General features: G+C 44.6%; 12 protein-coding genes and 1 riboswitch. Of the genes, 4 read left to right on the forward strand and 8 right to left on the reverse strand.

Features of this window, described 5'->3' with window-relative positions; all coding sequences use genetic code 11:
• Positions 1-74 precede the first annotated feature (74 nt).
• On the forward strand, positions 75-1,829 hold the full coding sequence (locus QT998_RS05250; RefSeq protein ID WP_333115670.1) for a serine/threonine protein kinase: 1,755 nt from the start codon (positions 75-77) through the stop codon (positions 1,827-1,829).
• 274 nt (positions 1,830-2,103) lie between these two features.
• On the opposite strand, the gene QT998_RS05255 is transcribed toward QT998_RS05250, so the two are convergent.
• Positions 2,104-3,093: a methyltransferase domain-containing protein gene (locus tag QT998_RS05255; protein WP_333091078.1), complete on the reverse strand. Its 990-nt coding sequence runs from the start codon at positions 3,091-3,093 to the stop codon at positions 2,104-2,106.
• A gap of 519 nt (positions 3,094-3,612) precedes the next feature.
• A riboswitch (cobalamin riboswitch) is annotated at positions 3,613-3,757 on the reverse strand.
• A 175-nt stretch (positions 3,758-3,932) separates the two neighbouring features.
• Here QT998_RS05255 and QT998_RS05260 point away from each other — a divergent pair.
• Positions 3,933-5,207, forward strand: a complete 1,275-nt coding sequence (locus QT998_RS05260; protein WP_333115672.1) for an alpha/beta hydrolase — start codon at positions 3,933-3,935, stop codon at positions 5,205-5,207.
• 310 nt (positions 5,208-5,517) lie between these two features.
• On the opposite strand, the gene QT998_RS05265 is transcribed toward QT998_RS05260, so the two are convergent.
• The 7 genes from QT998_RS05265 to QT998_RS05295 all read right to left on the reverse strand — a co-directional run bounded on the left by QT998_RS05265 (position 5,518) and on the right by QT998_RS05295 (position 11,715).
• Positions 5,518-5,745 carry a hypothetical protein gene (locus QT998_RS05265; protein ID WP_194011858.1) on the reverse strand — a complete coding sequence of 76 codons (228 nt, stop codon included), beginning with the start codon at positions 5,743-5,745 and terminating at the stop codon, positions 5,518-5,520.
• Between the two features lie 41 nt (positions 5,746-5,786).
• Positions 5,787-7,319, reverse strand: coding sequence for a phosphomannomutase/phosphoglucomutase (locus QT998_RS05270; RefSeq protein ID WP_333091081.1), 1,533 nt, complete (start codon positions 7,317-7,319; stop codon positions 5,787-5,789).
• A 31-nt stretch (positions 7,320-7,350) separates the two neighbouring features.
• Positions 7,351-7,698: a type II toxin-antitoxin system PemK/MazF family toxin gene (locus QT998_RS05275; protein ID WP_333091082.1), complete on the reverse strand. Its 348-nt coding sequence runs from the start codon at positions 7,696-7,698 to the stop codon at positions 7,351-7,353.
• On the reverse strand, positions 7,695-7,931 hold the full coding sequence (locus QT998_RS05280; protein WP_265236273.1) for a hypothetical protein: 237 nt from the start codon (positions 7,929-7,931) through the stop codon (positions 7,695-7,697). The genes QT998_RS05275 and QT998_RS05280 overlap by 4 nt, the downstream gene beginning before the upstream one ends.
• A gap of 198 nt (positions 7,932-8,129) precedes the next feature.
• Positions 8,130-9,035 (reverse strand): D-hexose-6-phosphate mutarotase, encoded by a 906-nt coding sequence (locus tag QT998_RS05285; RefSeq protein WP_333115674.1) that lies wholly within the window; start codon positions 9,033-9,035, stop codon positions 8,130-8,132.
• Positions 9,036-9,464: 429 nt separating this feature from the next.
• Positions 9,465-10,556, reverse strand: coding sequence for a sensor histidine kinase (locus QT998_RS05290; RefSeq protein WP_333115676.1), 1,092 nt, complete (start codon positions 10,554-10,556; stop codon positions 9,465-9,467).
• Positions 10,557-10,560: 4 nt separating this feature from the next.
• Positions 10,561-11,715 carry an FIST signal transduction protein gene (locus QT998_RS05295; RefSeq protein ID WP_333091086.1) on the reverse strand — a complete coding sequence of 385 codons (1,155 nt, stop codon included), beginning with the start codon at positions 11,713-11,715 and terminating at the stop codon, positions 10,561-10,563.
• 392 nt (positions 11,716-12,107) lie between these two features.
• On the opposite strand from QT998_RS05295, the gene QT998_RS05300 reads away from it, so the two are divergent.
• Both QT998_RS05300 and panB read left to right on the forward strand, forming a co-directional pair.
• The gene (locus QT998_RS05300) at positions 12,108-12,524 is read left to right on the forward strand and encodes an aspartyl protease (RefSeq protein WP_333091087.1); all 417 of its coding nucleotides are present in this window, start codon (positions 12,108-12,110) and stop codon (positions 12,522-12,524) included.
• 140 nt (positions 12,525-12,664) lie between these two features.
• Positions 12,665-13,441, forward strand: a complete 777-nt coding sequence (panB, locus tag QT998_RS05305; protein WP_333091088.1) for a 3-methyl-2-oxobutanoate hydroxymethyltransferase — start codon at positions 12,665-12,667, stop codon at positions 13,439-13,441.
• The last annotated feature ends 38 nt before the right edge of the window (positions 13,442-13,479 follow it).

Below are 13,479 nucleotides of genomic sequence, written 5' to 3' on the forward strand. Positions count from 1 at the left end.
CGCTTAAAACCGGGTTTCTGCCTTAGCTGCGCGTAAGTCTAATATGGATATCTAGCCCCATTTCTACTCTGGTTGTGCCTCACCCCCCTTCAAAAGCCGTCCACTGCATCAATCCAGATTGCCCAAGGCCTTACCCTCAGACTTGGGGCAACAATTTTTGTCAGAATTGCGGGACTCCGCTGCGGCTAAAAAATCGCTACGTTCCTTTAGAAGTTCTCGGTTCCGGGGGTTTTGCAGCCATATACACGGTTTGGGACACAGAAACTCAAACCGAGCGCGTCCTGAAAGTATTGCTCGAAACTGCCCCGAAAGCGCTGAAACTGTTCGAGCAAGAAGCTTGGGTTTTGGCATTTTTGCGGCATCCCGGTGTCCCGATAGTCGAGCCGGACGGTTATTTTCATGTCAAAACCCAAAATTTTTCAGGCGTGGATAGAAATGTCACAGCGAGGCACTTGCCTTGTTTGGTCATGGAAAAAATTCACGGCAAAACTTTAGAAGCAGTTCTCGAAGAACACTCTCAGGGGTGTCCGCAGGAATGGGTGTTTAGTTGGCTGAGTCAAGCTGTGGATATTTTAGAGGAATTGCACAGGTGTCAGATTATTCACCGCGACATTAAACCGAGCAATTTGATGCTGCGAGACCCGGAATCGCCACAAGTTTTGCTGAGCAAGGGTTTGGGCGGACTGCAATTGGTGGCAATCGACTTTGGGGGAGTTAAACAGATGGGCGGTGGCGCACCGGTGGGGAAAGATTCTCCGAGTTCGACGCGCTTGATTTCGCCCGGATACAGCCCGCCGGAACAAATTGTGGGCGGTGGTGTGGTACCGGCGACGGATTTTTATGCTTTGGGGCGGACTTGCATTCATTTGCTGACGGGGAAGTATCCCGCTGAAATTGAAGATCCGATGACGGGTGAGTTGCGGTGGCGACATATTGTGTCTGTGAGTCCGGCTTTGGCGAATTTGTTGGATGATATGGTGCGATCGAACGTGCAGCAGCGTCCGGCTGCGGCTGGGGATGTTCGATCGCGCTTGCAGGAGATTTATGCTAGGAGTAAGGGCAAAATTGCGATCGCCCCAACCGGTCAAGCTATTGTGGAATTCTGCCGGCAAGTGGTGGTGGCGGGGGCGCAAAAAACCGCAAATTTGACGGTTTTGCTGTTCGGGGCGATCGCCCAAATCGTGGTAGCTTCTCTCGATACCGGCTGGGAAATGGTGCTCGGCGGGGTTGGTGGATGTGCCGGGGCGATCGGCGGTTTGGTTTTGAGTTCTGCGCCTGTCGGCCAGGAAATTGCCAGTTTTTTAAATGAAGGTTTGCACCAATTAATCCATGACATGACTTTTACTGTCGGGCCGGAATTGCTGCTGTTTGCCTTTGCCGGTTGGGGAACTGCGATCGGTTTGACGGATGCGGGGAGTTTTCGCCAGCACAAACAGTATTGGCTGTCGGGATTGATGGGAGCTCAAGCCTATTTATTGGCTGGTTTGTGCTGGATGGAAGCAACAACTTCTAGCGGCGTGCAGGGGATTATTTTAGGGGCTTTTGCGATCGCCTCTATGACTGTAGGAATGGGTTTGCGTAGCCATCAATTAGTTCATGCTTTGGTGGTGGCTGTTTGTTCTACAGGAATTCTTCTGTTTTTGAATGCTTGGAATATTTTTCCTGGGAGTTTCTTTGCGATTTTGTCACAATCGTCTAATACTAATTTCTGGCTGCAAGTTTGGGGTGCGATCGCATTTTTTGGTTTGTTGGGAAGTACGATCGGGCTTTGTTTGGGAGTAAGTCATTATTTAGTTGTGCCCGTTCTGAGGTGGTTGGGCTGGCGCTAATTAGGGCAAAAACGGTTCGTAGTGCGAACCATTGGGGAGCATCTCAGTTTTGCAAAAAGCATTTTTTTATGATAGTGCGAGCTTAAGAGCTCGCGAGTACAATACGCGAGCTCTTAAGCTCGCACTATAATGCAAAACTAATACCATTTTTCTAAAGATGTGCTATAGATGAATTCCGAAGCCCCCCCTTAATAAGGGGGGGTTGGGGGGGTAAAATCTAGCGCTAATTTATGAAATTGGTATAAGATGCTCCCAACCATTGATGATGGAGTGGCTAAACGCCAGTCATAACTTTGGTAGAACTTATTTCGGTTAATTCTGCCAAGGAATGCGATCGCACTGCGCGAAACATCCCAAAGCGACATAGCCCCACACCAAACGCTAATCGCATTAGTAAAAGTGTCGGTACTTCTCGCAGAGACTTGATAAAACCCGATACACCAAAACGTACTAATCCGACAGGTCTAACTATACCTTGCCAGATAGAATCTATCCAAGAAGGAAGGGTTTCTTGCGTCCAATCTGCGGTGGTTACAGTACCATCCACAAACCCCGTTTCTTCTAACAGTTCTGAAAAGCCCTCGATGCTTGAAAAAGCCGGATGCGACCACTGATCCAGCAGTTGTCGCATTACGGGTTTCTCCCAAAAATTGAGAGGGATTTGGCGCGAATCTCTTTGATTCCAGTCAGCCACAACCAGCAGGCCACCAGGCTTGATTACCCTCATCAACTCTTTGGCAAAAACAGCTTTATCTGGCATATGGGGCCCTGCTTCGATCGACCAAACCACATCAAAACTCGCATCGGGAAACGAAAGCGCCATAGCATCATCCACCCGAAACTGCAGATCGAGTTCTGGGGGAGTTAATTCTTGAGCGCGTTTAACTTGCTGCGGGCTGATAGTAATTCCCGTCACAGCAAACTTATAATCCTGCGCCAGAATGCGGCTGCTACCGCCAATTCCACAGCCCACATCTAGAACAGTAGTACCAGCAGGTAATTTATCTAAGCCGCCCCAGCGCACCATTTCATGCACAAAATCTGATTTTGCTGTGAGGAAATCTTTCCGTTGTGGCGGCGAACCGTAATGGCCTAAGTGGATGTGTTCGCCCCAGTAAAATTCCAAAATTCCGTCTTCTGTCCACTCGTCGTAGGAGTTGGCCACAGAGTCGGATGATTGATAAGGACGAGCCGTGATTAAATAGATCAGAAGGGCGATCGCCAGCAGTCCAAACAAAAGTCCAAATACCACAAATAAATTCATTTTTTCCTTTCTCTTATCATCTCAGGAGCTAGCACAAAATCCAACTTGGTGCGTTTTTGATTCACGATATCTATTTGTCGCGACAGACTACAGCGAAAAAGTTAGCGATTTATGGGCGATCGCCTAGTCTTTACTGTCACGAATCAGCTATTATCTGACTGAACATCTATCAGCAATCGGTGAAATTTCATAGACTTGCGCTGCATAAGTCTTCGATCGATACATCAACTGCAGATGTCAAGCAGATCGACACAGATGCAACGCAGATGCTTTTCAGATAATTTGTGAATGAATGCCAGAGGTAAAATCAATATCTTTCTCATTCCATAGAGCGATTTTTACCCCAACAATCGGTTTTTTGCCGCGTACTTTTGTCGTACCGGACACTAAATTTTAGCAGAAAATTCAAGCTCTAGTGATTCACTGCGCTGCAAGTAAATCTTCAAGGCCCCAATCTTCTAAAGGGCGATCGACTAAATAATACTGAATTAACCATCATCTATGCCTCGCAGACGAAAAAGAACAGGTTTGCGATCGGCGGGTCTTCTGACTGAGAGATTTTATGATCTCATCACAGTTGCGGGACAGCAGCGGATTTGCACCGAATTTTCCCCGTTTCTTCCAACGCTGGTTTGTGGTTGGAACCGATTTTTGTACATATATGATGTTATCACAATTTTGGCTTGTTTGCATCAAAAACTGTGAAATATGTCAGCAATCTCACAAATTGCGGCACCCGAACGCATTACTATGGTTTGGTGGTGGCAGGGGCGATCGACTCACCAATCAAAACCGCCCAATTAATTTAAGCTGATTAAAAATTAGGTTGCGAAAATCCGATGCTCCCCAAGAATAACGGCAAAAAGTTACGATTGTTGACAGGGTTCTCAGTCTCGCGATTTATTCGTTGGTTCGCCAGCGCGATCGGGCTATTTCTCAGTCTCTGGATCGTCGTACCAGCACCGACGATGTTTTTGTATCCTTTGGCGGTGGGTGCACCAGAAATTAGTCCTTGGTTGGTGGGTCTAAATACGATCGCCCTTTTGCTGAATCTGCTCAAACGACATCGAGGCAAAGTCTACATTACTTTACTAATTTGTAACCTGTTCGCCCTCATTCTGAGCCTGCTTCCGCTGATGCAATTAACAGCAACGAACGCAGCGATAGCTACCGAAATGCCAGCAGTTTTAGGCACAAACTATTTAGCCACCGTTCCTCAAACCCTGCGCGCGCAGCTACGCCCTCAACCGTTTATCCTAGCAGATGCGTTCCGGGGAATTCCCATGAGAGATGTCAGGAGCGATCGGGATATTGTATTTGCTAACCCTGACGGAGTTTCACTGAAACTAAACCTTTACCGGCCGATGCAAATTGGCAAATATCCGGCGATAATCACGCTTTACGGAGGAGCTTGGCAAAGAGGCAATCCCGATTACAATGAAGAATTCAACCGCTACATGGCCGCGCGAGGTTATTGTGTTGTAGCAATTGATTACCGCCACGCTCCCAAATATCAGTTTCCGGCTCAGCTTGAAGACGTGCAAGCCGCTCTTTCCTACATCAAAACTCATGCCGATGATTGGGAAATAGATCTCGATAAAATTGCTCTGATGGGAAGGTCTGCAGGTGCTCATTTAGCAATGCTAACTGCTTACGGTTCAAGCGCGCTTCCCATCAGAGCAGTGGTGAATTATTACGGCCCCAATAACCTGATTGGGGGATACAATGACCCACCTTTTCCTGATGCGATAGATGTTCGAGCCGTCTTGCGTGCCTTTCTCGGAGGAACGCCAGAGGAACTCAAGGAGCTTTACCGTCGGGCTTCTCCCATCAATTACGTTAAACCGAATCTTCCCCCTTCTCTACTGGTTTATGCAGGTCGCGATCATATCGTACAGGCTAAGTTTGGGCGATCGCTCTACGAACGATTACGCGCCACGGGAAATCGTGCTATTCTGCTCGAAATTCCTTGGGCAGAACACGCCTTTGATGCAGTTTTTAATGGGCCTAGCAATCAATTAGCTTTGTATTACACAGAACGTTTTTTAGCTTGGGCTTTGAAGTCTTCCGATTACCAATTCATCCCACTCCCAAAAACCAATGCAGCTCTATAAATCAAAAGGTTTCATACCCTGTCCCATCGATTAACCGATCTAACAAAGGTTCGTAGTACGGAATGCGAGTCCGCTCATTTGTTGCGGACACTGACTGACGCACGCGCGAGCCAATCGCGAGATCGGTCAATCGACCGGGGACTATATTAAACAGAGGACTTTCGCACCCACTACAAACCATAAATTCAAAGCAGAGTTGCTTTATTCGTAAACTCTCATTAAATCATCTGCCTTACCTCCGCAGTTGACCGAACAACCGAAGATTTACGCAAGAAGTTGATTGAGAATTTTTCGACTTCCAACCCCGGGTTTATAGAGATTCAAAAGTAGCGGTAAAGCCATCCAAAGTCAAGCATTCTTCCATGAAATCCTCTACATCATTGACATTTTCAAGTTTATATTCCATGATGCGTTCACCGTCGCCTTTCATCTTTTTGGAAGAAAGAGGCGTGGCCGGATATTTTTCTGCGATCGCCTTAAAAGCTTTGGAATGGGTTTCCCAGCTTGCTGCAGAACAATTAATAATTAAAAGCCACATTATCGAATTCCTCCTAGGGTTTGGTTTAGTAATAATCCCAATTAAAATTGGGTTTGCCAAGCAGATAAATCTAGCGATTCTGTTATTTGGAAAAAAGCTAAAAGCCGAGCAACTATGAGAGCGACACCACCATTAACATTAGACTCAACATTCAAAACCATCACCGGATCGTGCAACGATAAGCGTAACAAAAACCAGCCGGATTCGCTAGCTGATGTGCAAGAAATTCGCACGCCTTCGTAGTTATTGGGAACAATTTTCCAGTCGGCTTGCGTTGAAGTAAAATCTTGCAGTTTGTCGATGACAGCCTCTCCCAGAACTTTGAAATCATCCACATTAATTTTAATCCGAAATTCTGCACTTTCTGCGGGTTCTTGTAAATTAGCAATTAAATCTGGTAACGATTGATTGGCCAGCTTGGATTTAGCCAATTCAATCAATAATTTGCTCACCAAGTAAGCGCCATCATCCAGAAAATAATTTTCTTTCAAAGCTCCGTGTCCAGAGGTTTCAATCGCCAGCCATGACTCCTGTCCGGCTTGATTCAGGCGAACCGACTCGTCAATCACATTTTTGTAGCCGCGTTTAAAGCGATGGTGAATCCCTTTTAAATCCTGTTCGATGAATTGCGTTAAACCATCAGAAGTGATAGAATCGGTGACAATGGTAGAGCCTGGGTGTTCTTGTAAGATTATCGCAGAAATCAAAGCAATTAAGCGATTGCGATTGAGTTCCTTGCCAACTCCATCGACGGCCGCACTGCGATCGACATCAGTATCAAAAATAATCCCAAAATCAGCATGATTTTCAATTACCGCTTGACAAATTGACTGCATTGCCTGTTTATCTTCGGGATTGGGTACATGATTGGGAAAAGTACCATCTGGTTCTAAAAATTGACTGCCGGTAGTGTCTGCACCTAAAGGTTTTAAGACTTGATCGACATAAAATCCGCCCGCACCATTCCCCGCATCCACAACAATTTTTAACCCTGTCAGCGGTTGCTCAAAGTTATCGGGATGATTGACTGATTCCCGAATATTTTTGACAAATTGGTTGGCATAAACAGAGATAAAATCATGCTTGGTAATGTTACCGGGCGCTGCGGCTGGCTGAAAATTATTGCCTTGAGCTAGTGTTAAAATATCGGTAATATCTTTTTTTTGTAACCCACCATTGGCGGTAAAAAACTTTAAGCCATTGCGATTAAATGGTAAATGGCTAGCTGTGAGCATAATCGCGCCGTCGCACTCAAAACCGGGGGTGATTGTACTCATAAACATGGCGGGAGTTGAGGCCATTTCAAAGTCGTAGACTGTGGAACCAACTGAGGCGATTCCCTCCATGACTGCTTGCATTAAAGTTGGGCCAGATAGGCGGCTGTCGCGCCCGATCGCAATTATCAACGCTGCAGCCGGTTTGTGGACTTTTTTCACCAGCCAACTGACAAAGGATTTACCTAAAATTGTGGCAATTTCGGGCGTGAGGTTGACTTGTTCACCGGGAACGCCTTCGAGGGCGATACCACGAATATCTGAGCCATTTTGGAGTTTTTTCCAGTTATAGTTTTGCATAATTATTTTTTTACTATCCTCACTATTTCGATTATAAACTATTTTGGAGCCAATCAATTAAACGTTTTTTTATCTGTATTAATCTTTCATTTGAAATACTTCCTAAACGACCATTGACAACCGATGATTCGACACTCGCTAATCGTCCTAGTCGAACAATAGAAGCAACCTTAAGACCAGTAGCTATATAGTCAGAATCTGCCACATCTATTATTTCGTCAAATCCTGCTGTTGATTGATCGATGCGTGAGGAAACCAAAGCGAGTAATAAATCAGGATGGCGACCGGGTGCAATGGCGATTACCAATGCAGGACGAAGTTTTCCTTGTTTCAAGTCAGCTTGAGGAAAACGAATTAATACAATATCACCTGGTTTCATGGTTGATAAATTTCTTGAGCATCTTCTAAGGAATATTCAATTTCATCATTTTCGCCGAAAAGTTGCGTTAATGCAAAATCTTGCCACTGGGTACTTTGCCATTCCGTGTATTCTGATGCTGGTATTTTCTGTTGGGTGGTTATAGATAGGATTAAGCTGGCAATTTGTTCGACAATATGATCTGGTAAGCTATCAATCTGTTGATGTAGTTGTTCGCGAGTAGTGGAAGACATAAATAAAATTTCCTCGTCAAATTTATTTGTGGTCACAATACCGGATGTTCGCTGTTGATTTCCCTATAACTTTTCTTGAGATATCATTATAGCAATATCTCTGAGGGTAAGACATTCTTCGTCGTTACGGTGACAGAGTTTTTAAATCCAATCATGAAAATTATAGCCCCATCACCGCTGAGATTAGACTCTCATTCTTTAGTCGCGTTCAACACTGTAAATTGCTTGCAAGCAGAACTCACCATGCGCGGGGACTTCCACAATATCTGTAGCCGCATTGGTCGTTTCTACGCAGATTAAGCGCTGATAATCTGCATCGTCGAGGTCGGCCATGTTTGCAGAAATTGTCACCCAGGGATTCCAGACTACGGCGGATTTACTGCCAGAGGATTGAATACGAATTCGACGGTTGAGGGCGGCATCGTCAATTACTAATTGATTGGTGACATCGAGATAAATGCGATCGACCTCACCGACTGCTACAACTGCACCTACTTGAGTTTTTTCTACACCACCATCAACTTTATCAAGATACTGGCTATTTTCTAAACCCAAAACCTGCACGCGGTTGATGTCGCCGACTTGGAAGTAGGTGTGCAAAGCTTGGGTGAGGGGAAATGCTTTGTCGCCCAGATTGCGGGTGATTAATTCTACAGTGAGGCTGGTGCCAACGGTAATGGCGATCGCCAGTTCAAAGGCTTGAGACCAAATTTCTCTAGTTTCCTCGCTATCCTGAAGTCCTAGAGTGACTTTGGTTGCGCCCTCTGGGGTGGTGGCAGTTGCTACCACATTCCACAGGCGATTCCGCACAAACCCGTGGCTGGGGCGGCCCAAGTCTTCGGGATCTGGGCCAAACCAGGGCCAACAAATGGGTATACCGCCTTTAATGGCTTTTCCTTCGGCGTAGTAAGCTTTTTCGCTCAAAAACATCACGTCTGCGGTTTCGGTGGCTGGTTGGAAGGAGAGCACTTGGCCGGCATACACAGAAATCACGGCTTTGGCTTGGCCGTTGTCGATGTGAATCATCGGGAAACCACCGTTTCCGCTAGCGAAGGTGAGGTTGTCTGCAATGCCGTAGTCTGTGTTTAATTGGTCAATACTCATGCTGTTTGCCTGGTTGGTTGCTTCACAATTATCCGATATTATGTGGCTAGATTTTACGATATTCTTGAGTCACTATTTTTTGGGTACAATATACAGCAATACGGTTCATTTAACACTATTTATTGCCAGGGTGATCTGTCTTAAGTGAACCGTATTGCAATATACAGCACGTCTCAATTAGTCGTGCAAAAGCATCGTATTTTTTTAATTGGGATTATTGAACCGATCAAAATCCCAGAAAAACTGAAATAATCGTTTAACTGTCGAGAAGTTTGTACAGATGCGATCGCAACGACGAGTCAATTTTTTTGAGGAAGCATCTCATTTTTGCTTTGGTCGTGCCAGCAGGGACAGGATTATAATAAAAAACGCTTTTTTCAATGCAGGAGATGCTGATATACTCCAAGCTCTATCGCGCTTGAGGCAGATTTATGCTAATTGTAAGGGAGATATTTCAGAATTTTTGCGGACAGGAATACGAATCACAAACTCCGCCCCCGTGCCCAGAGTTGAAAAACATATTAGCTGACCACCATGTTTTTGGGTGATGATGTGGTAACAAATCGCCATTCCCATTCCGGTTCCCTTACCAACAGGTTTTGTAGTGAAAAATGGATTAAATATCTGTTTTTTTATTGATTCTAAAATTCCGGCTCCACTGTCGGCGATCGCAATTTGCACCCAGTCTACATCAATTACAGATGTAGAAATAGTAATCAGATTAAGATTTTCTTGTCTTTCTTGTTGAGTTTTTTGAGCATTCACCTCATCAATCGCATCAATAGCGTTTGCCAGAATATTTATAAAAACCTGATTTAATTGTCCAGCATAACACTCCACCAACGGTAACTTGCCATAATTGCGAATCACCTTAATCTCTGAGCCTCCTCGATTCTCCTTCAGACGGTGTTGCAAAATCAGCAATGTACTATCTATCCCTTCGTGAATATCTACTGACTTTAACTCGGCTTCATCCATGCGGGAAAAATTCCGTAACGACCACACAATTTGACTGATACGTTCAGTTCCTATCTTCATAGATTTCAGGATTTCGAGTAAGTCTATCTGCAAAAAATCCAGATCTATTTCATTTTCTTTCGCTTGAATTTCAGCGACTGGATTGGAATAGTGCTGCTGGTATAGTTGCACTAATTCTAGCAGCTTTTGCGAATATTCCTCAATATATGTGAGGTTGCCGTGGATAAAGTTAACAGGGTTATTAATTTCATGGGCTACACCCGCTACAAGCTGTCCTAAGCTAGACATCTTCTCAGTATGAACAAGTTGGGCTTGAGTTCGTTTGAGTTCGAGCAATGTCGCTTCTAACTGACGCTTTTCCTTGACTTCCCTCTGTGAATCTTCTAGCTCGTGGATGATTTGTCGGAGCAAAGACTCCTTTTTTTGATTAGTTTGTTCTAGTTCCAAACAGTTTTTTTGGGAACGAGCTAACTTTTTTTGTAAAATTCTGTTTTCTTTTTCTAGCTGCTCAATTGTTAAATTATCTGTTTTTTTAAATTCCATATTTCTATTCTCCTCCCAGTAGCAAAGTAATAAATGTCTCATTATGAAAACAGGAGATTTTCTGATGCTTGAAAGGAGAAATTTCGCCATTGGTGTAAAACCCACAACTCGGTAAAGCCTCGGTTAAGCAGGCTTGAGTTAGCGCATATTCTTCTTGAGTCCGACTACCTAAAATTTGTCGCCGACTAGCACAGGAAAAATACATAGCAGCAGCAGGTACTTTACCCGGATAATTTTCTAAGGCTTGCATCATAGATACTTGAGATGCAGTCAGAATACGATCGTGGGTAGTTTCGGTAATTTGAACGATCGCCCCTTCGGGAATGTCCCCAAAAAAGGTTACGCTTCCGAGTACCCCATCGCAAACTCCACTGGGTGCTCGCATATAGTAATGACTTTCATCTACATCAAACACGGCCAGGGGATATTCTGAGGAAGGCGGCAATTTCCCCAAATAGTGATGATAAAATTCTAGAGCGGGTTGGCGATCGATTTCGTACAGGATATTTTGAGAGGCTTTGGTGACTGTGCCCTTTTTCCCTACTGGTTTCCAGCCACTAGCCACACCATGAGAAAATAAAATGTCTCCAGAAATTAAGAGAATGGGAATCGCATCACTAAAAACCTCTGTACCGAAGAATTGATAGGTTTGCTGAAACCGCCACTGATCCGCCGCGAGTCCGCCAAAAATCGGGACTTTTTTTTCTAAAGCTTGATTCAAGCTATCTAACATCAAAGCAGCGCTGGCGGTGAGACTTTCTGGGAAGGTAATACAAAGTTTAATCGGTTCTTGATGGCCGGTTTTTGCTTGAACAATAGCAGTTTCAACCGCCGCCTCCAAGTCCTGAGAAATCCCTCGTCCAAGGCCGGCACGGATAGTAATTCGATCGGAACAAAATAGCATCAGGCTAACTGAATCTTGTTCAAATCCTAAAACAGAAGACATTTCTCCATCCGTTGTGCCGCCAATCAGTTGAATTTCGGGATATGTCTGATTGATTTGCTGCAAAATTAGGAGATAGTCGAAATCAATGGCCGCAAACAAGATGCCTGCTTGAGGAATTTCACCTGATAGGGATTCATGGCATTGTTCTAGGACTTCTGTTATTGCTTCTAGAGAGTCAGGATCGTTGCTATGACCTACGACAACTTTTAACATAAATCTGCTTTATCAAGTAGTTGAGATAATAGATGAATGCGTAAATTAGACGCATTCATTCCTATGGGCAAACTGTTAAGCTGTTGTGGATTTAATTGGGATATTCGGGGCGGGCCAAGACTGTGAAACACACTCATAGTTTGATGGGTTTTTGACAGACAATTTAAATGCACGACAGCTTAACCATCGACTAATGATTGGAGATTGTCAACGGCAGCGAATCATGACAAAATTACCTAGGTGATGCGTAAGTCAGAGCACGATTTAGCTTTGGCGATCGCCCTTTTAGCTACATATTTTGCTAAAATGTAAGATGGCCGTCCAGCAGGATCGCAAAAATATCATTTAGAAATGCGCGATCGCACTATCTAGCATAACAGAAGGATAAAAACATGGGCAGAGTTACTGCAACAATCGCCGTCACCAACGAAGTAGACAAGATGCTGGTAGAGAGAGGGTTTATAGCAACAGACCAAGTACGTTCAATCACTCTCGATAACGTATTGGTTGATACAGGGGCAACTAGACTCTGTTTGCCCGAAGAAATTATCGCTCAGCTAGGTTTAACCCTAGTTGGAGAAATTGACGGACATACTGTAATCGGATCTAGAAAATTTCGCCTCTTTAAAAATGTCAGTCTTGCCTTAGCGGGAAGAGAAGGAAGGTATGATTGCGTGGAACTATCGGCAGGACAAGAACCTTTAATAGGCTTAATTCCTTTGGAAGATTTAGGCTTAGAACCTGATTTGAAAAATCAACGGTTGATTGTTTTACCAAATGAAGGCAATCAAAGCTATATTCGGGTGTAGTTTTAACAGTCAGGACTAAGGCTAAAAATGATTGAGTTTACGTGCTAATCATAGCGCTAAGATGTACCGCCGCGCACCCTACAATAGAATGCGTGGGTTCAAAACTGTTAACCCAAAAAGTCAATATATATTTGCAATAAATGGCAGTAACTACACACCAACTTATTCAGTGGAAACAGCAAGGACGTGCAATTGTCGCGCTGACAGGTTATGATTGTGCGATCGCCCAACTACTCGACCAAGCCGGCGCTGACATCATCTTAGTCGGCGATTCCCTAGCAATGACAGTATTGGGCTACGAAACAACACTGCCGCTAACCCTCGATGAAATGCTGCACCACGCTAAAGCAGTGTGTCGCGGAGTCAAACAAGCATTAATTGTGGTGGATTTGCCGTTTTTGACTTACCAGGAAAGTCCGCAGCAAGCGATGCACTCGGCGGGGAGAGTTTTGAAAGAAACTGGCGCTCAAGCTGTCAAATTGGAGGGTGGATATCCAGCAATGGCTGCTACAGTTTCGCAGCTAACATCCGCCGGAATTCCGGTGATGGGACACGTCGGTTTAACTCCGCAGTCGGTACACCAATTAGGCTACAAAAAACAAGGCAAAACAGCGGAATCTGCCGATCGCATCATAGCAGAATCGATCGCACTGGAAGAAGCCGGGGTTTTTGCGATCGTCCTAGAACACATTCCCCCAGACTTAGCTGCTCAAATTACTCAAAAATTAACTGTTCCCACCATTGGTATCGGGGCCGGACCGCACTGCGACGGACAAGTTTTAGTTACTTCCGATTTGTTGGGACTTTCGGAAAAACAACCGCCTTTTGCCAAAGCTTATGCGAATTTGCGAGAAACAATTACTCAAGCTGTCAAAGATTATTCCCTAGAAGTTAGAGAACGAAAATTTCCCGAATAGATTCGCCGTTAGGAATGCAAGTCATTACAAATGACGAT

Origin of the sequence: Microcoleus sp. S1D4 (assembly GCF_036700765.1) — a bacterium.
In the GTDB taxonomy this organism is placed as follows: Bacteria; Cyanobacteriota; Cyanobacteriia; order Cyanobacteriales; family Microcoleaceae; genus Microcoleus.

Coding starts and splice junctions, on each gene's coding strand:
- QT998_RS05275 (WP_333091082.1), bottom strand. CDS start 7,698: ATGAAACCAGGTGATATTGTATTAATTCGTTTTCCTCAAGCTGACTTG.
- QT998_RS05255 (WP_333091078.1), bottom strand. CDS start 3,093: ATGAATTTATTTGTGGTATTTGGACTTTTGTTTGGACTGCTGGCGATC.
- QT998_RS05280 (WP_265236273.1), bottom strand. CDS start 7,931: ATGTCTTCCACTACTCGCGAACAACTACATCAACAGATTGATAGCTTA.
- QT998_RS05295 (WP_333091086.1), bottom strand. CDS start 11,715: ATGTTAAAAGTTGTCGTAGGTCATAGCAACGATCCTGACTCTCTAGAA.
- QT998_RS05285 (WP_333115674.1), bottom strand. CDS start 9,035: ATGAGTATTGACCAATTAAACACAGACTACGGCATTGCAGACAACCTC.
- QT998_RS05290 (WP_333115676.1), bottom strand. CDS start 10,556: ATGGAATTTAAAAAAACAGATAATTTAACAATTGAGCAGCTAGAAAAA.
- QT998_RS05270 (WP_333091081.1), bottom strand. CDS start 7,319: ATGCAAAACTATAACTGGAAAAAACTCCAAAATGGCTCAGATATTCGT.
- QT998_RS05260 (WP_333115672.1), top strand. CDS start 3,933: ATGCTCCCCAAGAATAACGGCAAAAAGTTACGATTGTTGACAGGGTTC.
- QT998_RS05300 (WP_333091087.1), top strand. CDS start 12,108: ATGGGCAGAGTTACTGCAACAATCGCCGTCACCAACGAAGTAGACAAG.
- QT998_RS05265 (WP_194011858.1), bottom strand. CDS start 5,745: ATGTGGCTTTTAATTATTAATTGTTCTGCAGCAAGCTGGGAAACCCAT.
- panB (WP_333091088.1), top strand. CDS start 12,665: ATGGCAGTAACTACACACCAACTTATTCAGTGGAAACAGCAAGGACGT.